Raw genomic sequence first — 21,287 nt, 5'->3', positions numbered from 1 at the left:
CTCCTGCTCCACGTCCTACCGCGTCGCGAGCTTCACCGCGCGCGTGGCGATGAAGCCGGCGAGGTACTCGGAGAGCTTGTCCCCGGCAACGTGGGTGTCCTCGTAGAGGCCGGTGATGGCGAAGCCCGCGTCCGTCTGACCACCGAGCTGGTCCTCCAACGAGTGCGCGAAGACGAGCGGCTCGTCCTTGTACCGGGCACGCTCCTCGTCGGTGAGGCTGGTGAAGTCCGAGTACGGCATCTTGTACTTGAGTTGCATGACGCCCTGCTGCTCCAGCGCCGGGTCCATCAGGTAGATGACCGGATTGCAGATGCCGGACAGCAACACGCCTCCGGGGCGCAGCACGCGGTACGCCTCGCGCCACACGGGGCGGATGGCGTCCACGAAGCAGTTGGAGCACGGGTGGAAGACGAGGTCGAAGCTCCCCTCCGCGAAGGAGGACAGGTCTCGCATGTCCCCCTCCACCAGCCGCACTTCCAGGCCATCGCGCTCGGCCACCAGGCGGTCCTGCCCGAGCTGCGCCGGCGAGTTGTCCAGCACCGCCACCCGCGCCCCGGCCGCGGCGAATACCGGCGCCTGCTGCCCGCCCGCGCCCGCCAGGCACAGCACGTCCCGGCCCTTCAGATCCCCGAACCACGCGCGCGGCACGGGCTTGTTGGGGGTGAGCACCACACTCCACTCCCCGCGCCTCGCCGCGGCGATGACTTCCGGGCCCACCGGTACCGTCCACCGGTCGCCCTTCGCCACCTGCCGGTTCCACGCCTCGCGGTTGTATTGCCTCACGTCGACGTCAAGTGTCATGAAGCACCCGTCCTTCCATGCCTCCAGCCACGGTGATGACCTCGCCCGTGACGTGGCCGGAGACGCGGTCAGAGGCGAGCGACACCACGACGCGCGCCACGTCCTCCGGCTGACCGACCTTGCGCAGCGGCATCGTGCGCGTCACGCGTTTCACGAAGCCCGGGTCGTTCATCTTGTCGCCGTGCCGCTCCACCGCCGTCCACCCCGGGCACACCACGTTGACGCGGCCCAGCGGGGCAATGCGGCCCAGTTCGTTCTTCAGGCTCTTGACGAAGCCGCCCGCCAGCGCGCCCTTCGCGGCCGCGTAGTCCGAGTGCCCCGCCTCGCCGAACAGCCCCGCCGTGGAGCTGATGATGACGATGTTGCCCGTGCCCGTGGTGGCCACGTGCCGCAGGAAGGCGCGGCAGCTCAGGAAGACGCTGTCCAGGTTCTCCGCCAGCGTGCGGCGCCAGCGCGCAAGCGACATCTGCCACACCGCCTCGTCGGGCTTCGGCCACACGCCCGCGTTGCACACCAGCACGTCCAGCCGCCCCAGCGCGGACACCGCCGCGGGCACCAGCGCGTCCACGTCCGCCTCCACCGTCAGGTCCGCGTGCACCGCCGTGCCGCCCACCTCGCGAGCCAGCGCCTCCGCCCCTTTCGCGTTGGAGTGGTAGTGCACCGCCACCTTCGCGCCCTCCTCGGTGAAGGCACGAGTCAACGCCGTGCCGATTCCCCCCGCGCCGCCCGTGACGAGAACGCCCCTGCCCTTCAGCTCCGTGTCCATTCGGTCATCCTTCCTGGGCCCTGCATGCGCTGGAAGCCGGGCATACCCGTGGCGTGTCCGGGAGCTCCAGGGCGAGCAGGACCGTGGTTCCTGACGATGATTCGGGGGTGGACCCGGGCCGGCCGTGGCCCGGGTCCGTGCGCCGCTCAGGCGAGGCGCAGCAGCTTGCGGGCCTGCTCGGGCGTCGCCGGCTCGCGGCCGTTCGCCCGGGCGCGCTTGGCGGCCTCGGCGACCAGCTCCCAGTTGCCCTTCGCGAGCACGCCCTTGGACACGTAGATGTTGTCCTCCAGGCCCACGCGCGCGTTGCCTCCGCGCTTCGCTGCCTCGTCCACGTAGGGCAGCTGGTGCCGGCCCACGCCCGCCACCGTCCAGGTGGAGCCCTCCGGCAGCGCGGCAATCATGAAATCCAGCACCTCGGGCCGAGGCTGCAGCGTGCCCGGCACGCCCAGCACGAAGTCGAAGTGCGCCGGCAGGTCCACCAGCCCCTCCTTCGCCAGGTAGCGGGCCTCGTCAATCATGCCCACGTCGAAGCACTCCAGCTCCGGCCGCAGGCCGAGCGCGCGGATGCGCTTCGCGATGTCCCGCACCAGCGGGCGCGGGTTCCAGAACACGTCCTCGCCGAAGTTCACCGTGCCGGTGGTCAGCGTGGCCATGTCCGGCCTGTCCGGCCCGGTGAGCGTCAGCGGGCCGCAGCGCTGGTCCACCGTCATGCCCACCGCGCCGCCGGTGGACGTCTGGATGAGCACGTCCGTGCGCTTGCGGATGGCGCGGATGGCGGCCCGGAACAGCTCCGCGTCCTGCGACGGCTTGCCGTCCGCCGTGCGCACGTGCAGGTGCACCATGGCGGCGCCGGCCTCGCGGCAGCGCGCCGCGTCCTCGGCAATCTCCTCGGCGGTAATGGGCAGATTCGGATTCTGCTCGCGCGTCGTCTCCGCGCCCACCATCGCCGCGGTGATGACCATGGGAGTGCTCATCGCTGACCTCGCTGCTTGTCCTTCGGAACCACGCAGGTGCCCGAAGCACGGCACACCACCACCGGCTCCTGCAACAGGTCCGCCGCCGAATCGTTCACGTCCGTGCGCGGCCGGATGACCTTGCGCGCCTCGAAGCGCATCTTCCGCGACGTGTTGCCCGCGCTGACAATCTCCCCTTCCGCCTCGATGAAGTCCCCGGCGTAAACGGGCGCGAGGAACTCCACCGAGTCGTAGGCGCGGAACAGCCCCTCGTCGCCGTCGCTGCGGATGCACAGCTCCGTGGCCACGTCGCCGAAGAGGCCCAGCATGCGCGCGCCGTCCACCAGGTTGCCGCCATAGTGCGCGTCGTGGCTGCTCATGCGCAGGCGGATGATGGCCTTGGTCCCCGTGCTCACGTGGGCTCTCCCTGGTAGTGCATGCCGTGCGGCTCCTTGCCTTCCTTCTTCAGGAGCGCATGAACGATGTAGTTGGCCACGTCCGACGCCTTGGTGCCCGGACCGAAGCCGGCGTCGAAGCCCAGCTCCAGTGCCAGCTTGTGGTCCACGCGCGGCCCGCCCAGCAGCAACTGGACCTTGCCGTGGATGCCCGCCGCCTTCGCCACGTCGATGAACTGACGCGAGTTGTCCTTGTGCACGTCGCGCTGCGTGACGACCTGGCTCACGAGAATGGCGTCGGCGTTCTTCGCCATCGCCTTCTTGATGAGGTCCTCGTTGGGAACCTGGCTGCCCAGGTTGTACGCCTCGAAGCCGGGGTAGCGCTCCAGGCCGTAGTCGCCCGCGTAGCCCTTCATGTTCAGGATGGCGTCGATGCCCACCGTGTGCGTGTCCGTACCGGTGCACGCGCCGAACACGACGATGCGCCGGCCCACCTTCTCCTTGATGAAGGCGTTGAGGTCGTCGAAGGACATCTTCTTGACGATGACCTCGGGCACGTCGATTTCGGCGTAGTCCAGGTACATGCCCGAGCGGGCGTAGACGACGAAGAACGTGTAGTTGTCGGCCGCGCGCTCGGCGGCGGCCACCTTCACGTCGGAGAACCCCATCTTCTTGGCGAAGACGGCGGCGGCCTCCTTGGCCTTCTCCGACAACGGCACCGGCAGGGTGAACGACAGCTGCACCACGCCGTCGTCGCGCCGGTCGCCGTAGGGACGGATGATCTGCTTGCTCGGCTTCACCATCGGATCATTTCCCCCCGAACCGCTGCAGCTTCACGCTGGTGCCCACCTTGTCCGCCAGCGGACCGAACCGCTCCTTCTTCCCCTGCTCCAGGTAGAAGACGACGGACCAGGTGGTACGGCCGTCACAGCCCACGTACGTCACCGTGTCCACGGTGCCGCCGTTGGGCGCGGTGTCCGAGTCCAGCCGCTTCGCCGCCGCCTGCCCGCCCACCCTCATGCGCTCCCAGTTGGCGCCGCCAATGGACTTGACGATCTTGTCCACGCACGTGTCGCCCTTCATGCCCGCGCTCTGCACCGCGCCCACGTCCACCAGGAAGTAGGCGTCACCGCTGGGCGCGGAGAACTTGTTCGTGCCGTCCTCCGTCGAGCGGGTCCAGGCCGCCGGCACCTGGAGGGACACGTTCTTCACCTGGAACTGCGCCAGTGCATCCGCGGAGCCACCAGCCGCCACCACCACGGCGAGAATCGTACCGAGCATCACGCTGCCTCCAGGAGTTCCAGGAACGGGTTGAAGTAATCCGGGGCCTTCTCCAGCACGCCATCCAGGCCCTTGCCGCCAGTCTCTTCGCGCTTCACGTCGCCGAAGTGGCCCTTGCCGATGGCCGCCACCATGCCCTCGTCACGGCACTCCTGGAGGAGCTTCATCGCCTGGCCGAACACCTCGCGGGCCCGGTTGGCGATCTTCCCGTCCTCGCGGACGGTGAACTCCTCGTCGATGCCGCGCGCGGCGCGGTGGATATACGAAGCCGACTTGAGCGCCACGTAACGGTCCGCGAGCAGCGGCGTGTGCATGGCCTCCGTCATCATGCCCAGCAGCTGGATGCCCTGCTTCGTCCAGATGGCCACCAGGTCCGCCATCACGTCGTACGCGTGGCTGAAGAAGATGTCCGTCTCCTTGTGCTTGGTGGGCGGCATGTACTTCAGCGGCGCGTCCGGGAAGCAGCGGCGCACCAGCATGGCCTGCGACAGCTCCAGCAGCAGCGTGTCGTCGCGGTACGGGTCGATTTCGTACGAGTGGCCGATGCCCAGCTGCCAGTCCTTGAGGCCCGCGCGCTTGGCGAAGCACTCGTTGATGAACTGACTGGCGATGACGGTGTGGGCCGCGTCGTACGCGTCCGCGGTGGTGATGTAGTTGTCCTCGCCGGTGTTGATGATGATGCCGGCCATGGCGCAGATGCGGCGGCTGAAATACTGGTCGATGAACGTGCGCCGCATGTTGATGTCGCGGAAGAGGATTCCGTACATCGCGTCGTTGAGGAGCATGTCCAGCTTCTCGTAGGCCGCGCAGAAGGCGATCTCCGACATGCACAGGCCGGACGAGTAGTTGGTGAGCTGGATGTAGCGCTTGAGCTTGCGGCTCTCCTCGTCCAGGGCCTCGCGCATGATGCGGAAGTTCTCCTGGGTGGCGTACGTGCCGCCGTAGCCCTCGGTGGTGGCACCGTGGGGCACGTAGTCCAGCAGCGACTGCGCGGTGGACCGGATGACGGCGATGACGTCCGCGCCGGCCTGGGCGGCGGCCCGGGCCTGGTCCACGTCGTCATAGATGTTGCCCGTGGCGACGATGACGTACTTGTGCGGCGCGGGCGACATGGGGAACTGCTTCCGGAGCTCCTCGCGCTGGGCGATGCGGGACTTCATGTCCTCCATCGCGGCGCGGGCCTCGGCGCGGACCTCCTCGCGCAGGTTCTGCTCCTGCTCGGGAGGCAGCGCGCCCAGCTTGTCCGTGGGCAGCGCGGTCAGCTTCTCCACGGCCTCCAGCGGGCTCTTGGCGCCCAGGTGCAGCGCGCGGCCGTACCAGTAGGCGGCGCCCTTGTTGAGCACCCCGGCGGCCTTGAGCTTGTCGACCATCAGGTTGGCGAGCGGCACGCCTCGCGCGCCTGCTCCGGAGATGCCGAAGAAGCGCAATACGGTGCGCTCGGTGGATACGGTGGTGTTGCGGCGGATGAGGTCGAAGATCGGGTTGACGATCTCCTCCGCCAGCTTGCGCGCGTGGTCGATCTGCGCGTCTTCAATGAACGGGCCTGGCATGCGCGCACATTACCCGCCCAAGCGCCTACCGGAAGCGGCGAAGCGTACCCGCAGCGCCCTGGCGCACCGCATTATCGGTTCTTGAGCGCGTGCACCGGCTGAGCGGTGCCAGACACCACCGAGGGGCCGGTGAAACACCGATATTTGGGTGGTATTGGCTCAAAATTGATTCCAACCCTTTGATAATACTGGAGGTTCGAAGTCGGCACGGGCCGTGCTGTGGAGCGCGGCGTCTCACCCCCGACAACGAGGAAGACCCCGTGCAATTCCGCTCCTTGCTGATGACGGCGATGCTCCTTGGCGGTCCGGCCCTGGCCGAGACTCCGCCGCCCCTCACCACCGACTCCGGCTCCCCGGTGGGGACCAACCAGAGTTCCAAGACGGCCGGCCCCCGTGGCGGCGTGTTGCTGGAGGACTTCCACCTCATCGAGAAGCTGGCCCGGTTCGACCGTGAGCGCATCCCCGAGCGCGTCGTCCACGCGCGTGGCACCGGCGCCTACGGCACCTTCGAGAGCTACGACAATTTCTCCAGCCTCACCCGCGCGTCCATCTTCTCCGCCAAGGGCAAGAAGACGCCGATGTTCGTGCGCTTCTCCACGGTCATCCACCCGTCGGGCTCGCCGGAGACGCTGCGCGATCCGCGCGGCTTCGCGCTGAAGTTCTACACGGACGAGGGCAACTGGGACCTGGTCGGCAACAACCTGCCCATCTTCTTCATCCGGGACGCCATCAAGTTCCCGGACATGGTGCACTCGCTCAAGCCGTCGCCGATTACGAACAAGCAGGACCCGAACCGCTTCTTCGACTTCTTCTCGCACCAGCCCGAGTCGACCCACATGCTCACGCAGGTCTACTCGGACCTGGGCATTCCGGCGAGCTACCGGCAGATGGACGGGCACGGCGTGCACTCGTTCAAGTTCGTCAACGCGAAGGGCGAGTACAAGTACGTCAAGTTCAACTGGGCCTCGCAGCAGGGCGTGAAGGGCCTCAACACGCCCGAGGAGGTTGCCCGCACCGTCGCGCAGGACTTCCAGCACTCGACCACGGACCTGTACGCCTCCATCGGCGCCGGGAAGTTCCCCTCGTGGGAGCTGTCGGTGCAGGTGCTGGACCCGAAGGACCTGGAGAAGTTCAGCTTCGACCCGCTCGACGCGACGAAGGTGTGGCCCGAGGACAAGGTGCCCGCCATCAAGCTGGGCAGGTTCACTCTGAACAAGATGCCGGACAACTTCTTCGAGGAGACCGAGCAGGCGGCGTTCTCCCCCGGCGTCATGCCCCCGGGCATCGAGCCCTCCGAGGACCGGCTGCTGCAGGGCCGCCTGTTCTCCTACGCGGACACGCAGCGCTACCGCATCGGCGCCAACTACCAGTCGCTGCCCGTCAACCGCGCCAAGGCGCCGGTGAACAGCAACAGCCAGGCCGGCTCGATGAACTTCGCCAACACGAAGTCGGACGTGAACTACGAGCCGAGCGTCACCCGTGAGACGCAGGACGCACCGGCCTACCTCCTGTCGGGCGCCCCGCTGAACGGGACGACGCAGCAGCGCGGCATCGAGAAGACGGACAACTTCTCGCAGGCGGGCGCCTTCTACTCCGCGCTCGACGCTGCGGCGAAGGAGCGGCTGGTGAAGAACATCGCCGCAGACCTGGGCCAGGTGAAGGATGCCCGCGTGAAGGCCCGCATCGTGGGGCACTTCCTCATGGCCAACGCCGACTACGGCACGCGCCTGGCGAAGCTGGTGGGCGTGAAGGTGGATGACGCGAAGGCGGCCGTGGCTCCGCTGGCGTCTCGCTGAACGTCACTGCCGTACCGGGCCCCGGCATGCCGGCCGGGGCCCGGGGTTTCCCACCGCTCTGACTGAGAGAGGGCCGGGGTGAGCGAGGCCCGGTGGCCCCGTCCCCCGTCCCCCACGCCCGGCAGCCCTCATCCCGGCTCTCTCTCGGCTGGAGTGGTTCCCTCTGGAGGACTCCATGGTTCGCAAGCTGCTGCTCGGAGCGCTCGGTCTGGTGGTGCTGGTGTGCGCGGTGCTCACCGCGTCGTGGCTGTCCCTTCGCGCAGCCCCCGCACCCGAGGGACGGCTGCTGGCGACGAGTGAGGCGGAGCGCTATCTGCTCGAGGCCGCTCGCGCCGGGGACGTCGAGGTCGTCACCGGGCTCATCAAGGCCGGCACACCCGTGGAGGCCCGCGACGCGCGAGGCTTCTCGCCGCTCATCCTCGCCGCGTACCACGGCCATACGGACACGGTGCGCGCGCTGCTCGCCGCGGGCGCGGATGCCTGCGCGGGCGACAACCGCGGCAACACCGCGCTGATGGGTGCGGCCTTCAAGGGCTACGCGGACATCGTCGGACTGCTCAACCAGCAGCAGTGCGCGGTGGACCAGACCAACCGCTTCGGCCAGACGGCGCTGATGTTCGCCTCCCTCTTCGGCCGCAAGGAGGTGGTGGAGCAACTGCGCAAGCAGGGCGCCTCGCCCGAGGTGCGCGATGCGAGCGGCCGGTCCGCCCAGGACTGGGCGGCGACGCAGGAGCCCGCGGCACCTGTTGCTCCCGCACATCCGCAGACTTCCGCTTCGGCGCGGTGAGGCGACGAAGCGGAAGCAGGGTGCGTCAGACGTACCGCGTGGCGAAGAGCTGGAGGAGCGCCGGCTCGGTGCGCAGCAAATCGAGCGTCAGCGCGGCGTGGTTGGGCACGTAGCCGTTGCCCACCACCATGGTGACGTCCTTGCCCACGCCCTCCGCGCCCAGCGCCGCGGCGGTGAAGCTGGTGGCCATGGAGAAGAAGATGGCCGTGCCCCCGTCCTTCACGGACAGGATGGTGGCCATCTCCGTGTTGCCCACGCTGGCGCAGTTGACCACCAGGTCGCAGAGCTGGCCGCCCGTCGCCCGGCTCACCGCCTCCATCACATCCACGCCCTGCGTCGCGTCCACCTTCAGCGCCACGTCACACAGGCCGATGGACGACAGCAAGTCGAGCGCGCCCTGCGACACGTCCAGGGCAATCAGCTTGCCGCGGCTCTCCAGGTTGCGCCGGGCCTGCGCCAGGCACAGCGCGCCGCTCTTGCCCGCGCCCAGCACCGCCACCGTCATCCCCGGCCGTACGTGGCGGGCCACCAACGCGGGCGCTCCGCACACGTCGAGCGCCGCCAGCGCCAGCGTGTCCGGCATGTCCGACGGCAGCTTCGCGTAGATGCCGCTGGCGAACAGCAGCGCATGCCCGCGGATGTCCACGCGGTCGATGTCCGCGTGCACCGCCTTCACCTCTTCAATCACCAGCGGCGTCAGCGTGAGGCTCACCAGCGTGGCGATGCGGTCGCCCACCTTGAGCAGCTGGCGCGCGGGGTGCTGGGGGCCCATCTCCTTCACGCGGCCAATCAACATGCCGCCCGAGCCCGTCACGGGGTTCTGCATCTTCCCCCGCTCGCGGACGATTTCCTGGATGCGCGCGCCGATGCGCGCCGGGTCTCCGCCCACCTCGCCCTTGATCTGCTTGAAGGAGGCCGCGTCGATGTTGAGGCTCTCCACGTCGATGAGCAGCTCCGCCTCGCGGCACGGCAGCGAGGGGTCCAGCTTCCGCGCGCGCTGCGGCAGCACGCCAGTCTCTCCGACGACGCGGGACAGCCCGTAGAGGTCGATGCCCATGTTCCCGTCTCCCTGAAGGTCCGAGCGCCATGCCACGAGGCGCGCACGGTGCTGCGTCTATCCGCTCCCCCCGGGCAAAGGCCAGCACCACGTCACCCCACTCCGCCCGCTTCCGTCCCGGAGTGGCCGTTCGGCGCCGCTGCCACACCCCCGTGGCACCGCTGCCACGGGCCGCCCCCCACCTCTTCCGCCAAGTCCGCGAGGTTCCAGGGGAATCCCCGTCCGCCAGGACTGGCCCGTGGGATGCAATCAGGAGGGGGCATGGACTCACACCCTCCCCTTCGCGCCTGGTGCCTCCTCACGAGCGCTCTTGCCCTGACGCTGCTCGCGCTGCCCGGCCGCGCCTCCGCCCAGGAGTCCTTCGCGCGCCGCACGGACATCCCCGACGCCCACCTGCGCGGCGTCACCCACATCGTCTGTGCCACGTTTCCACAGGACGCCGTGTCCGAGGTGCCGCTGTACGAGCGCCGGAGCACCGGCTTCCAGCCCGCCGGCTCCATCCGGCGCGCGCAGACCGAGCCGCTGAGCCGCTGGGCCGACCCCGGAGGTTGGCAGGAGGACTGTTACCCCGCCTTCGAGCACGAGCGTGCCCACGAGCACGGCGTGCCCGTCCAGTACGCCCACGTCATCCTCGACATCCGGAGCGGGCGGAAGGCCTGGCTCCGCGACGGCGGAGCGGACGACGCGAAGTCGGTGTGGGTCACCATCGAGAGCCTGCGCCCCCTGGCGGCCTTCGAGGACAAGGGCATCGAGTTCTTCAAGCTCCGCCGCGAGAGCCAGCCGCTCCTCGTCTTCCGCGAGGAGCCCCGGGACGACGCGAACCCGCTGTACGTCTCCCTGCACGACGAGCAGCTCATCCTGGGCCGGCGCGTAGGCGACTTCGCGGAGGTGCTCGTGTTCGACGAGGCCGGTGAGCAGTACCGGCATCGCGCCTGGGTGCGACTGGTGGACACGGAAGGACTGCTGCTCCTCTGGCCCGCCAACTACCCGTCGCACGGGTGCTGAGCCCGTGCGACGCGCCTTCGCGCGGATGACTCAGTCACGCGCCAGCTTCGGCACCAGCACCGCCAGCGAGCGCTCGAAGCGGTAGGACACGCCGGAGTGCCCGTCCTCGAACTCCTCGTGCACCAGCTCGACGCCGGCGCCCTTGAGGTCCTCCGCGAGCATGCGCGTGCCCCAGCGGATGTTGAACTCGTCGCGGGTGCCGCAGTCGAGGAACACCGTCTTGAGCTTGCGGAACGAGTCCAGGAACTTGGGCACGAAGCGCACCGGGTCGTGCACCAGCCAGCGGTTCCACACGTCCAGCTTGATGCGGCCCGTCTGCGCGTCGAAGGGCAGCTCCAGGTTCAGCGGCTCGCCCTTCTTCGGCGAGTACGCGGCCGCCATCGCCAGCGTGTTCACCACCGGGAAGTCGTCGCCGCGCATCTTCGTCTCGCGCACGCGCTTGCGGAACTCGCCGTGCCACGCGTCCACGCTGCCCGACTTCAGCAGCGAGGCCGCTGCCTTGGGCAGGTCCGGCAGGTAGCAGTACTCGAAATACGAGTCCGCCGCGTGCGCGCCCAGGTGCGAGAAGAGCTCCGGGTGGTAGCGGCCCATGACGAGCGCGCCGTAGCCGCCGGAGCTGTGGCCCACCACCGCGCGCGAGGCCGCCTTGGGCAGCGTGCGATACGTGCGGTCCACGAAGCCCAACACGTCCTTGGCCAGATAGTCGCGATAGCGGCCGATGGCCTCGCTGTTCACCCACTGGCTGCCGCCGAGTGAGGTCCACCCGTCGGGGAACACGCCGATGGCGGGGGGCAGCGCACCGGACTCGATGAGCGCGTCCATCCGCTCGGGCACGGTGGGGCCGAAGCCCGCGGCGTTCGTCCACGTGCCGCCGCTGTTGCCGAAGGCGTGCAGGAAGTAGACGACGGGGTAGCGCCGGTCTCCCTCGCCGTAGCCCGGCGGCAGGTACACCGTGAGCCGGCGCCTGGCCGGGTCGCCCAACGGGTTGGCCTCCAGCGCGGGCGATTGCAGCTCGCGCGTCTCCAGCTGTCCCTTCATGAGTTTCCCCCTCCGAGGGCCCGCCGCTAGGCGCGCGAGCCGGGTTGCTTGCCGAGGACCTTCATCACCGCCTGCAGGTCCTCCCACGCCTTGCGCTTCTCCGCCGGGCTGCGCAGCAGGTACGCGGGGTGGAAGGTGGGCATGAGCTGGATGCCCTCGTACGTGCGCCAGTTGCCGCGCATGCGCGTAATCGGCGTGCTGTCGCGCAGCAGCGTCTGCGCCGCGAACTTGCCCAGCGCCACCACCACCTTCGGCTGGATGGCCGCGAGCTGCGCGCGCAGGAAGGGCTCGCACGCCGCGATTTCATCCGGCTCCGGGTTGCGGTTGCCGGGCGGCCGGCACTTCACGACGTTGCAGATGTAGACGTCGTCGCGCCGGAAGCCCATCGCCTCAATCATCTTCGTCAGCAGCTCACCCGCCGCGCCGACGAAGGGGACGCCTTGGAGGTCCTCGTTCTCGCCCGGGCCCTCGCCCACGAAGACCAGCTCCGCGCGCGGGTTGCCCGAGCCGAACACGATGTTCTTGCGCGTGCTGCACAGCTTGCAGCGCTTGCAGTCGCCCAGCTCGCGGCGGATTTCGTCCAGCGTCGGGCGCTCGCCGTTCGCCATCCCCGGAAGTTGTCCTGGAGAACGGGGCACCTGCTGCGGCACGTCCAGGAGCAGGCCCGCTCCGCCCACCGGGGCGGGACGCGAGGCCGGAGCCCGGGCGGACGGCGGCGCCACGGTGGGGTCCGTCACCGCCGGGCGCATCGGCGCGCCCGTGGGGCCCTGAGCAGCCATCGGCGACGGGGCAGGCCCGCCACGGCCCGTCAGACCCGCGGCCGGAGCAGCCACCGGCGCGCCCGTGCCCTCGGGAGCAAGGGGGGGCCTCGCCATCGGAGCCGCGCTCGGGGGCCGGGCGGCAGGCATCGGACGCGCGGGAGCGGCGGCGGCTTCCGACGTGCCGTTGCCCCGGGACAGGAGCGAGCGCAGCGAGGGCGCGGAGCGCTGGAGCTCGGACGCCGCCTTCGCGTCAATCATCAGGACGCGGCCAGCGGCCTCCTCCTGCCAGAGCAGGTGGCGTCGCACCTCGTCCAGCACGGCGCTCAGTTCCTGCGAGGAGTCGGGCAAGTCGTCGTTCACGTTGACTGGATCGGTAGCGGAGGAAGGAGTCCAGCGCAAGGAAGCGGCCGGTGGCCTCGTCAGTACGCTTACCTCGGGGCCGAGCCCGGCGTCACTCTCGGAGTCACCTGCCCTCTGTCGCTTCAAGGGGGCTCACAGTGTGGGCGGAACGTCCCGGGTCCTTCATCGCGGAGTGGACGGACGCGCCGCGGCGTGCTCGATGAGCCCCCGTGCCTCGCCGCGCTACCCTGGCGTCCGCTTCGAGGCCGCGCACGGAAGGAGCCGCACCCATGGAGCCTCTCAATCCGGACTACCGACAGGACACCGAAGAGCTCTTCCGCTCGGCCGCGTTCGTCGTGGACCTGGGCATCGAGCCCACCTCCATCCTCCCGGGTGAAGTCGACACGCGCCTGGTGGTGCGACCCCGCCACCTCCAGCAGGACGGTGTCATCCACGCGGGCGTGCAGGCGACGCTGGCGGACCACACGGCGGGCGCGGCGGGCTTCACCGCCGTGAAGAAGGGGCAGCGCGTGCTGACCACCACCTTCACCGTCCACCTGCTCCAGGCGGCCATGGGGGAGGAGCTGCGCTGCAAGGGACGCGTGCTGCGCGCGGGGCGGCGGCTCATCGTCGCCGAGTCCGAGGTGCATGCCGTCTCCGGTGGCCAGACGAAGCTCGTGTCGAAGGCCACCATCACGCTCGCGGTGATGGAACCCCGGTAGCCCGCGGCCTATCGGCGAGGCACCAGGAGCAGCTCGACGATGGCGCGGGCCACCTCGTGCTTGCTGCCCTGCATCTCCTGCTGGAGGCCCGCGCGCGTGAGCAGCGTCACGCGGTTGGTGTCCGTACCGAAGCCCGCGCCGGGCGCCGTGACGTCGTTGGCGACGATGGCGTCCAGCCCCTTGCGCTCCAGCTTCTCCCGCGCGTGCTCCAGCACCCGCTCCGTCTCCGCCGCGAAGCCCACCAGGAGTGGCCGTTTCGCGCTCCCCGCCACCTTCCGTGACGCCTCCGCCAGCACGTCTGGCGTGCGCACCAGCCGCAGCGACTCCGGCGTGGTGGCCTGGCCCTTCTTCACCTTCTGCGGCGCGCGCGTCTCCGGACGCCAGTCGCTCACCGCCGCGGTGGCGATGAACACGTCCACCGCCTCCACGCGCGAGAGCACCTCGCGCGCCATGTCGTCCGCGCTCACCACGTCCACCACCGTCAGCCCGCCGCGCTCCACCGGCCCCACCGGGCCCAGCACCACCGTCACCTCGGCGCCCAGGCTCCGCGCCGCGTGCGCGAGCGCCAGCCCCATCTTCCCCGTGGACGGATTCGAGATGAACCGCACCGGGTCCAGGAACTCGCGCGTGGGGCCCGCCGTCAGCAGCACCTTCTTCCCCGCCAGCGGCCCGGCGCCGAAGCGCGCCGCCACCGCCTCGGCAATCCTCGGTACGTCCGCGAGGCGCCCCTCGCCCACGTCACCGCAGGCCAGCAGCCCCGCGCCCGGCCCCACCTGGCTGAAGCGGGGGTGCGCGAGCAGCGCCGCCACGTTCTCCTGCGTCATCGCGTTGTCCCACATGGCCACGTTCATCGCGGGGGCCAGCACCACCGGGCCGCGAAAGGCCAGCAGCGACGTCGTCACCGCGTCGTTCGCCATGCCCGCGCGGATGCGCGCCAGCAGGTCCGCCGTGGCCGGAGCCACGACGAAGGCCTCCGCCCAGCGGGCCAGGTCCAGGTGCCCGAAGTTCCCCTCCTGGGCCGGGTCGAAGTAGTCCGTGAGGACGGGGTGGCCGCTGAGGGCCTGGAAGGTGAGCGGGGTGACGAACTGCCGCGCGGACTCCGTCATGGCCACGCGCACTTCCGCCCCGGCCCGCCCCAGCTCGCGCACCAGGTCGCACGCCTTGTACGCCGCGATACCGCCGCCCACGCCGACGACCACCCGGCGGCCCTTCAGTGCCGTCACGTCCATGCGGCTTCCTAATGCGCACGCCCGCTGGCTCGCAACCCGCGCCGCACGGCGGTGCCGCCGCCTCAACGCCCCAGTGCCACCTCACCACGCGAGGGCACGTCCACCACGCGCACCTCCGGCCCGCCGGGCGTCTCCACGTGGAAGTGGCCCCACACCAGCGTGTACCGCCCCGGGGGCAGCCCGTTGAGCACCACCGTCTCACTGCGCGGCTGGTACACGAGCTGCGCCCAGCGCGAGCGCATCAGCGCCGTGGCCGGCGGGTCGCCCACGTCCGACACCTCCCCCGCCACCACCCAGAGCGCCTTGCCGCGCTCGGGCTTGAGCTGCACGGTGAGGGACGCGGTGCCCGGCGCGGGCCCCAGGTCCAGGTGCATCTCCGCGCCGGCCACCTGGAGCACCAGCGTCGGCTCGCCGGAGAACTCGCGGTTGGCGCCGAGCGCGAAGCGGTAGCTGCCCGGAGACACCTCCACGCTGTAGCTACCATCCGGACCGGTGACGATGGTGAGCGGCTCGCTGCGGTCCGCGTTCACCGCCTCCACTTCGATTCCCGCCGCGGGGCTCCCGTTCGCCAGGAACACCCGGCCGCTCAGCCGCGTCGCCTGCCGCAGCGTCAGCTCCACCGGGCCGCGCCCACCGCGCTCCAGCGACTGCGTCCCGCTGAGCCGGCCCTTGCGCGCGGACACGGTGAAGCGCGGCACGTACGGCGGACTGGCCAGCGTGAAGCTGCCGTCCGGGCCCGACATCACGGACTCGTCGCACACGTCGCACGTCACCACCGCGTCCGCCACCAGCCCGCCACCCACTTCGCGCACGACGCCGGAGATGCTGGGCAGCTTCTCCAGCACCAGGTCTCCCAGGTCCGGCGCCACCGGGCGGTCCACCATCGTCGGCTCGTAACCCGGCGCGTCCACCGCGGCGATGATGCGCTCGCCCGCCGTGGCCAGTGGCAGCTCGAAGCGGCCGTCCGGGCTGTTCACCTCGTGCTCGTCCACGCGGTAGCGGCGCACCGGCGCGCCGTCGCTCCCGACGACGCGCCCACGGAAGACATCGCGGCGCTTGAGGACGACGCGCACGGGCGGGCCGCCGGCCTTGCCCTCGGCGCGCTCCACCTGGTCGTAGCCCGGGTGCCTCGCCTCCAGGCGGTAGCCCCGGTCCGGACGCAGCGAGCGGAACTCGAAGTGGCCGCGCGCGTCGCTCTGCACCGGCTCGGAGCCGCGGGGCACCACCACCAGCGTGGCCCCCTCCACCGGGGCGCCCTGCCCGTCCACCACGTCACCCGACAGCGGCGCGCCGGGCTTCAGCTCCACCTCGAGCTTCAGTGTCTGCCCGTCCTCCAACGTCACCTGCTTGCGGTCCGAGGGCAGGTAGTCCGGGTGCGAGGCCACCATCCAGTACGTCCCCGCCGGCATGCCACGCATGGGCACCATGCCGTCCGAGCCCGAGGAGCGGTCGCTCCGGAAGATGCCCTCCTGCTCCACCCACAGCACCACGTCCGCGCCCTCCACGCGGCGGCCGGAGGAGGACACCGTCACCTCCAGCGCCGCGCGAGGCTCCAGCGCCAGTTGCACCCCGCTGGCGGGCGCCGTCACCTTGAGCTGCCCACCGCCCCACTCCGAGTGATGCGCGTGCAGCTCGTACAGGCCCGCCGTGGGCACCTGCGCCACGAAGCGCCCGTCCGCGTCCGCCAGCACCGACTCGCCGGTGGGCTGCACCAGGACGGAGACACTCGGCGCGGGCCGGCCGTACTGGTCCAGCACCTGCCCGCTGATGAGCGTGGCGCGCTCCATCTCCAGCTCGAGCGACGTCTCGCCCTCCACCACCTTCGCGGGGAGCTGCGCGTCGCGGAAGCCCTCCGCGTGGCCTTCCAGCACGTAGTCGCCCGCGGCCAGGGGGCCCAGTTCCACCAGCGCGCCGGTGCTGCCGCGCTCCTTGCGGATGAGCTCCCCCCGGGCCGTGCGCAGCAGCAACTCCGGCTGGGGCACCGGCTCGCCCTGCTCGTCCACCACCGTGACGAGCAGCTTGCCGGCGACCTCCAACTCCAGCGTCACCTGGGTGACGCGCGCATCCAGCGTCAGCGTGCGCGGCGCGGCCCCCAGCCCGGGCGCGTCCGCCGTCACCACCACCGCGTCCGGGTACAGACCGGTGAAGCGCAGCGGCTCACCCTTCGTGCTCAGCTCGCGGGACAGGTGGTCCGCGCGCAGGCGCACCGTGGCCGCGGCGGGCGCGCCGTTCCGGGTGACGCGCACCTCCAGCGTGCGCGCGGGCGTCAGCTTCAGGCGGACCGGCTGTGGGCCTGCCTCCACCTGCGACTCCACCGCGGGCAGGAACCCCTCCGCCGTGGCCAGCACGTAGAAGGGCCCTTCTCCGAGTCCGTCCAGGGAAAAGACGCCGTCCGCGCCGGCCGTCGCCTCGAAGGGAAGCGGGACGCGGCGGGACACCGCGTGGACGTGCGCGCCGCGCACGGGCTGGCCCGCGTCATCCACCACCTGCCCGCCGATGCTCCGCAGCGGTGGCAGGAAGAGCTCCACCGGGTCTCCGGGGGCGGCCCGCTCGCGGAGCGCCACGCCCAGCCCGGGCGCCTTCGCCCAGACGGAGAAGGACACGCCCGCCAGGTGCTCGAAGCGGAAGCGTCCCTGCGCGTCCGTCGTCGCGGTGGCGCGCGGGGTGAGGAAACCGTGCTGGTGCTCGAAGAAGGCCAGCGTCTGCAGCGAAGTCTCGCGCGCCTGGCACGACAGCAGGGCCTGCCCGCACTCGTCACAGCGCACGTCGGCGAGTGTCTTCTCCGCGCTGGCGGACAGGGACACCTCGGCACCCTCCACCGGACGTCCCGAGGAGTCCAGCACCCGTCCCGTCAGGGCGAGGCCCTCGTTGGTACCGGACGACACGTCCACCGCGGAGAAGGTGGGCAGCGCCGCCGACTTCGGCGTCTCGGAGGAGGTGTCGGACGTCCGGGCGCTGGAGGGCGGGCCCGAGGCGAACCAGGCGGCTCCCGCCACCAGCAGGGCCGCCGTCAACCCTATGAGAGTCCAGTTGCGCATGCGCACGCCGCGAAGACCATAGCCCGCGGTCGGGCCCGGAACGGGCAATTCCCGGTGGAAATTCCGGACGCGTCCTTTCTCGGACGCTCCCCGGGCCTCCGACGCGCGCGCGTGCTTGCCCTCGAGCGCGTCCTACTCCTCGGCGAACGGCTGGATGGCCTGGGCCACGGCGAGCTCCTGGCGGGCCTCGCTCAGCTCGGAGTTGGTGGCGCGCAGCCGGTCGCTGAGCACCTGGACGAAGCTCCAGAGCATCTTCACCGCGAGGATGGACTCGCGCTTCATCAGCCCCATCAGGTCCGGCCGGGAGATGACCATGGTGCGCGTGGGCTCCGTCGCCCGCACCGTCGCCGAGCGCGGCGCGTTGTCGATGAGCCCCATCTCCCCGAAGTGGCCACCAGCGCGCAACTCGGCAATCTCCACGCCGTTCTTCTCGATCGCCACCCGGCCGCGGATGACGACGAAGAGCTCCTCGCCCGGCTGCCCCTCCACGACGATTTCCCGGCCCGCCGGGTACGTGCGCGTCGTGGCGATGGACAGCACCGCCGTCTGCTCCTTGTAGGTGAGGTGACGGAAGAGCGGAATCTTGCGCAGCGCCTCCATGCGCGACTGCGCCTCGCTCGTCTCCTCGCTGACCGCGGCGCCCTCGCCGGCCACCTTCACCACCACCGCGGTGATGTTGTCCTTGCCGCCGCGCTCGTTGGCGATGTCGATGAGCCGCTTGGGCAGGTCCGCCGGCGCCATGCCGGACACCAGCGGGAGGATTTCCTCGTCCTCGACGTAGCCGTGCAGGCCGTCCGAGCAGAGGATGAACACGTCGCCGGGCACCAGGTCCACGATGAGCGTGTCCACCTGGACCGACTCCTGGATGCCCACCGCGCGCGTAATCACGTTGCGGTACTGCGACGCGGCGGCCTGCTCCTTCGTAATCGTGCCCGCCTTGAGCTGCGCGGCCACCAGGGTGTGGTCCTCGGTGAGCCGGTGGCACTGGCCGTGGCGCACCAGGTACACGCGGCTGTCGCCCACGTGGCCGATGACGCCCTTGTTGCCGCCCACCGCGAGGCACACGAAGGTCGTCCCCATGCCGCGCTTGGACGCGTCCTGCATGGCCATGCGGTAGATGTCCGCGCAGGCGCGCTGCACGGCCACCTCCACCAGCGCCGCGGCCGCCGAGCGGCTGTCCGCCGTGGGGTTGTTCCCCAAATCCTTCAGCAGGTGCCGGTTGGCGGTGATGTGCTGTTTGACCACTTCCGTGGCCCGGGCGCTGGCAACCTCACCGGCCGCGTGGCCGCCCATGCCGTCGGCGACGACGTAGAGGCCGAGCGGTGAGTCCACCAGCATCGCGTCTTCGTTGTGCTGCCGCTTGCGGCCGACGTCGGTCAGTCCGAAGGCTTCTGTGGTCAAGGCCACCGCGAACACTCCCGTGTGTGACAGAAGGCGACGCCGCACGTTACGCAGGCCGCCGAAGACGTGGCAAGGCTCAGGGAGCCATCCTCATGGCCAGCATCCGGACAAAGCCGCTGGCCGTGTAGAACGCCACCTCCACCTGACCGAAACGCAACCGGGCCCCGTCCTCCACGGACACCGCCCGGCGGGGGGTGAGCCGCACCCCGCCCACCCAGGAGCCATTTTTCGAGCCCGCATCCGTCAGGAGGAACCCCTCCTGCCCCTCCTCGCGGGAGAACCACGCGTGAAACCGGGACACACTGCCGTCGTCCAGCACCACGTCGTTGTTGCCCGTGCGCCCCACCGTGATTCCCCGGCCGAAGGCATTCGTCCGCGACTTCACGACCGGAAAGGCCAGCGCCTCGCTCGCCCCCAGGGTGGGCGCCCCCGCGTTCGTCACCGTCTTCATCCGGTACTCCTCGTCCCCCAGCATCCCCGGCGCCAGGGCGGAGGGGGTGAAGACGAGCAGCGCGGGAGGCAGGCCGCGTTCGAACTCGCCGCGGTTGCGCAGGTACCGCGAGACATGGGCGGTGAGCAGCTCGGACATACGGGGGGTGCGGGTGGTCCGCTCGCGAACCTTACTCGGAGTCTAGCGCCAATCCATGAACAACCCGAACATCGGGCCACCCACGAAGGAACGCGCGAGGCTGCGCTTCTTGAGACCAAAGGGCTCGGAGTAGCCCACCGCGACCCCCACCCCCGTCGCGCCCCACTGGTAGCCCAGGTGGATGCGGCCCTCGATGATGCCCGTCGTACGGTGGTCCGCCGGGGTGCCCCCATCGAAGTGGGCGCCGTAGAAGACGGGGCCGCCCGTCACCTGGAAGCCCCAGTGCGCGCCGCCCGTCCGCTGGTTGCGGTAGCCGATGCCCACCTGGGCGGTGTGCTCGTAGTAGGAGCCGAGCAGCGTCTGGGGCGCGCCCGCCTCCGGATCCGGGAAGGCGGCGGCCCACCCCAGCCCGCCCTCCAGCAGCAGCGCGAAGGCGTCGTTGCGGTCCTGGAAGAAGGTGAGCTGCCACTGCACCTTCACCCGGGGGGTGACGGCGCCCTGACGGACCGTGGTCCCCAGGAAGAGGCCCCGGGGCAGCCATGCAGGCGTCGGCGACACGTGCTCGGGAGGCCGTGGCGACTGCGCGTGGGCGATGGAAGCAAGACCAAGCGAAAAAACCAGCAAAACGGGGAGCTTGCGGTTCATGGGAGTCCCTTCCCGTCATGCTGCGGGGCGCTTGTCAACGAAGTGTTCCGTTGGCTATGACACGTCCGTTACTCGCGGATGGGCGCGGGGCCAGGTCCTCCTGGCGCCACCCGCCGCGGGACACAAGGAGCGGGACACCGCATGCCAGTCGTGACAGTCCGGGCGGGTAGCAAGCAACGCTCGGGAGAGTTCGACGCCCTGGTTCGCAAGGCCACGGAGAAGGCTTCCGATCTGCTGGAGCAGAGTGATCGGGTGCTCGTCGTCTATGAGAAGGGCAGCGCCAGCATCTACTACGAGGGTGACGTCGCGACTCCCGCGGTCGTCCCCTCGGTCCGGGCCTCCTGATAGGGAGTCCCGCCGTCTCGCTGAACCGAAGTGAAGTCACCCGGGCTCGTTCGGAAAGTAGGGAACCGTGAGCCCGGCACGCGCGTCCTGGAGGGCACCTGCCGCCTGTGCCCTCACCTGAAAGGAAAGCCGTGCGTCCCCTCCTCCTCGCCTCGTTCTTCGTCCTCGCCGCCTGTTCCTCCGGGGCGCCGTCGGTTCGCACCCGGGACGGGATGATGTCCGTCTCGGAGGAGGCTCCGGGGTCAGTCGAGGCGAACCGCTCCATCATCCGCACGGCGATGCTGGAGGTGGAGCGCGCGGACCCCGAGCAGGGCCCTGCGCAGGCGGTGTCCCTGGCGAAGACGCACGGAGGCTACGCCCAGCGCGTCACCTCCGAGTCGGCCACGGTGCGGGTACCGGCGGAGCGCCTGGACGTGTTCCTCGGGGAGGTCCCCGGGCTGGGCCACGTGGCGGAGCAGTCGGTGACGGCCGACGACGTGACGGAGGCCCATCAGGACCTGAAGGTCCGGCTGGCCAACCTGGAGCGCGTCCGCGAGCGGTACCTGGAGCTCTTGCAGCGGGCCGTCACGGTGGAGGACACGCTCCGGGTGGAGAAGGAGCTGGAGCGCGTCACCGCGGAGTACGAGTCTCTCAAGGCGCGGCTGGAGTCGATGGACAACCAGGTGACGCTGGCCACGGTGAGCCTGGAGTTCCGCCGGCCCGTGCGCCCCGGGCCCGTGGGCTGGGTGTTCTACGGCCTGGGGAAGGCCGTGAAGTGGCTGTTCGTCTGGGACTGACGAGGGGCGCTGC

General features: G+C 70.4%; 21 protein-coding genes. 6 read left to right on the top strand and 15 right to left on the bottom strand.

Features of this window, described 5'->3' with window-relative positions:
* Positions 1-15 precede the first annotated feature (15 nt).
* The 7 genes from OV427_RS41145 to OV427_RS41115 all read right to left on the bottom strand — a co-directional run bounded on the left by OV427_RS41145 (position 16) and on the right by OV427_RS41115 (position 5,746).
* Entirely contained in the window at positions 16-801 is a 786-nt protein-coding gene (locus OV427_RS41145; RefSeq protein WP_267861692.1) for a class I SAM-dependent methyltransferase, read from the bottom strand.
* A complete protein-coding gene (locus OV427_RS41140) occupies positions 791-1,567 on the bottom strand; it encodes an SDR family NAD(P)-dependent oxidoreductase (RefSeq protein ID WP_267861691.1) in 777 nt (258 codons plus the stop codon). Before OV427_RS41140 ends, OV427_RS41145 begins: the two co-directional genes overlap by 11 nt.
* A gap of 146 nt (positions 1,568-1,713) precedes the next feature.
* Positions 1,714-2,541 carry a 3-keto-5-aminohexanoate cleavage protein gene (locus OV427_RS41135; protein ID WP_267861690.1) on the bottom strand — a complete coding sequence of 276 codons (828 nt, stop codon included), beginning with the start codon at positions 2,539-2,541 and terminating at the stop codon, positions 1,714-1,716.
* Complete coding sequence (locus OV427_RS41130; RefSeq protein ID WP_164000955.1) at positions 2,538-2,900, bottom strand: hotdog fold domain-containing protein; 363 nt, start codon at positions 2,898-2,900, stop codon at positions 2,538-2,540. Before OV427_RS41130 ends, OV427_RS41135 begins: the two co-directional genes overlap by 4 nt.
* A gap of 32 nt (positions 2,901-2,932) precedes the next feature.
* Positions 2,933-3,718, bottom strand: a complete 786-nt coding sequence (locus OV427_RS41125) for an OAM dimerization domain-containing protein (protein ID WP_267861689.1) — start codon at positions 3,716-3,718, stop codon at positions 2,933-2,935.
* Between the two features lie 4 nt (positions 3,719-3,722).
* The gene (locus tag OV427_RS41120; protein WP_267861688.1) at positions 3,723-4,199 is read right to left on the bottom strand and encodes a hypothetical protein; all 477 of its coding nucleotides are present in this window, start codon (positions 4,197-4,199) and stop codon (positions 3,723-3,725) included.
* Positions 4,196-5,746 carry a lysine 5,6-aminomutase subunit alpha gene (locus tag OV427_RS41115; RefSeq protein WP_267861687.1) on the bottom strand — a complete coding sequence of 517 codons (1,551 nt, stop codon included), beginning with the start codon at positions 5,744-5,746 and terminating at the stop codon, positions 4,196-4,198. Before OV427_RS41115 ends, OV427_RS41120 begins: the two co-directional genes overlap by 4 nt.
* A 260-nt stretch (positions 5,747-6,006) precedes the next feature.
* Between OV427_RS41115 and OV427_RS41110 the strand changes: the two genes are divergently transcribed.
* Together OV427_RS41110 and OV427_RS41105 are read left to right on the top strand one after the other, a co-directional pair.
* On the top strand, positions 6,007-7,542 hold the full coding sequence (locus tag OV427_RS41110) for a catalase (protein WP_324290025.1): 1,536 nt from the start codon (positions 6,007-6,009) through the stop codon (positions 7,540-7,542).
* 175 nt (positions 7,543-7,717) lie between these two features.
* Complete coding sequence (locus OV427_RS41105) at positions 7,718-8,329, top strand: ankyrin repeat domain-containing protein (protein WP_267861686.1); 612 nt, start codon at positions 7,718-7,720, stop codon at positions 8,327-8,329.
* Positions 8,330-8,354: 25 nt separating this feature from the next.
* Here OV427_RS41105 and OV427_RS41100 read toward each other — a convergent pair whose 3' ends face one another.
* Positions 8,355-9,386, bottom strand: a complete 1,032-nt coding sequence (locus OV427_RS41100) for an L-erythro-3,5-diaminohexanoate dehydrogenase (RefSeq protein ID WP_267861685.1) — start codon at positions 9,384-9,386, stop codon at positions 8,355-8,357.
* A gap of 261 nt (positions 9,387-9,647) precedes the next feature.
* Here OV427_RS41100 and OV427_RS41095 point away from each other — a divergent pair, with 261 nt between their 5' ends.
* Complete coding sequence (locus OV427_RS41095; protein WP_267861684.1) at positions 9,648-10,391, top strand: hypothetical protein; 744 nt, start codon at positions 9,648-9,650, stop codon at positions 10,389-10,391.
* Between the two features lie 30 nt (positions 10,392-10,421).
* Here the strand turns inward: OV427_RS41095 and OV427_RS41090 are convergent, their stop codons facing one another.
* Together OV427_RS41090 and OV427_RS41085 are read right to left on the bottom strand one after the other, a co-directional pair.
* The gene (locus tag OV427_RS41090; protein WP_267861683.1) at positions 10,422-11,429 is read right to left on the bottom strand and encodes an alpha/beta hydrolase; all 1,008 of its coding nucleotides are present in this window, start codon (positions 11,427-11,429) and stop codon (positions 10,422-10,424) included.
* 26 nt (positions 11,430-11,455) lie between these two features.
* On the bottom strand, positions 11,456-12,550 hold the full coding sequence (locus OV427_RS41085) for a uracil-DNA glycosylase (protein WP_267861682.1): 1,095 nt from the start codon (positions 12,548-12,550) through the stop codon (positions 11,456-11,458).
* A 269-nt stretch (positions 12,551-12,819) separates the two neighbouring features.
* On the opposite strand from OV427_RS41085, the gene OV427_RS41080 reads away from it, so the two are divergent.
* Entirely contained in the window at positions 12,820-13,251 is a 432-nt protein-coding gene (locus tag OV427_RS41080) for a PaaI family thioesterase (RefSeq protein ID WP_267861681.1), read from the top strand.
* Positions 13,252-13,259: 8 nt separating this feature from the next.
* Here OV427_RS41080 and coaBC read toward each other — a convergent pair whose 3' ends face one another.
* The 5 genes from coaBC to OV427_RS41055 all read right to left on the bottom strand — a co-directional run bounded on the left by coaBC (position 13,260) and on the right by OV427_RS41055 (position 20,153).
* Positions 13,260-14,480, bottom strand: coding sequence for a bifunctional phosphopantothenoylcysteine decarboxylase/phosphopantothenate--cysteine ligase CoaBC (coaBC, locus tag OV427_RS41075; RefSeq protein ID WP_267861680.1), 1,221 nt, complete (start codon positions 14,478-14,480; stop codon positions 13,260-13,262).
* 62 nt (positions 14,481-14,542) lie between these two features.
* Positions 14,543-17,518 (bottom strand): carboxypeptidase regulatory-like domain-containing protein, encoded by a 2,976-nt coding sequence (locus tag OV427_RS41070; protein ID WP_267861679.1) that lies wholly within the window; start codon positions 17,516-17,518, stop codon positions 14,543-14,545.
* 132 nt (positions 17,519-17,650) lie between these two features.
* Positions 17,651-18,934 carry a Stp1/IreP family PP2C-type Ser/Thr phosphatase gene (locus OV427_RS41065; RefSeq protein WP_164000951.1) on the bottom strand — a complete coding sequence of 428 codons (1,284 nt, stop codon included), beginning with the start codon at positions 18,932-18,934 and terminating at the stop codon, positions 17,651-17,653.
* A gap of 61 nt (positions 18,935-18,995) precedes the next feature.
* Positions 18,996-19,508 (bottom strand): FHA domain-containing protein, encoded by a 513-nt coding sequence (locus tag OV427_RS41060; protein ID WP_267861678.1) that lies wholly within the window; start codon positions 19,506-19,508, stop codon positions 18,996-18,998.
* Between the two features lie 42 nt (positions 19,509-19,550).
* Positions 19,551-20,153, bottom strand: coding sequence for a hypothetical protein (locus OV427_RS41055; protein ID WP_267861677.1), 603 nt, complete (start codon positions 20,151-20,153; stop codon positions 19,551-19,553).
* A 141-nt stretch (positions 20,154-20,294) separates the two neighbouring features.
* Between OV427_RS41055 and OV427_RS41050 the strand changes: the two genes are divergently transcribed.
* Together OV427_RS41050 and OV427_RS41045 are read left to right on the top strand one after the other, a co-directional pair.
* Positions 20,295-20,498 carry a hypothetical protein gene (locus OV427_RS41050; RefSeq protein WP_267861676.1) on the top strand — a complete coding sequence of 68 codons (204 nt, stop codon included), beginning with the start codon at positions 20,295-20,297 and terminating at the stop codon, positions 20,496-20,498.
* A 131-nt stretch (positions 20,499-20,629) separates the two neighbouring features.
* Positions 20,630-21,274 carry a DUF4349 domain-containing protein gene (locus tag OV427_RS41045; RefSeq protein WP_267861675.1) on the top strand — a complete coding sequence of 215 codons (645 nt, stop codon included), beginning with the start codon at positions 20,630-20,632 and terminating at the stop codon, positions 21,272-21,274.
* Positions 21,275-21,287 lie beyond the last annotated feature (13 nt).

Origin of the sequence: Pyxidicoccus sp. MSG2 (assembly GCF_026626705.1) — a bacterium.
Taxonomy (GTDB): Bacteria; Myxococcota; Myxococcia; order Myxococcales; family Myxococcaceae; genus Myxococcus.
The sequence above is the reverse complement of the archived record's forward strand: the minus strand, read 5'-3'. Positions and strand labels throughout refer to the sequence as shown.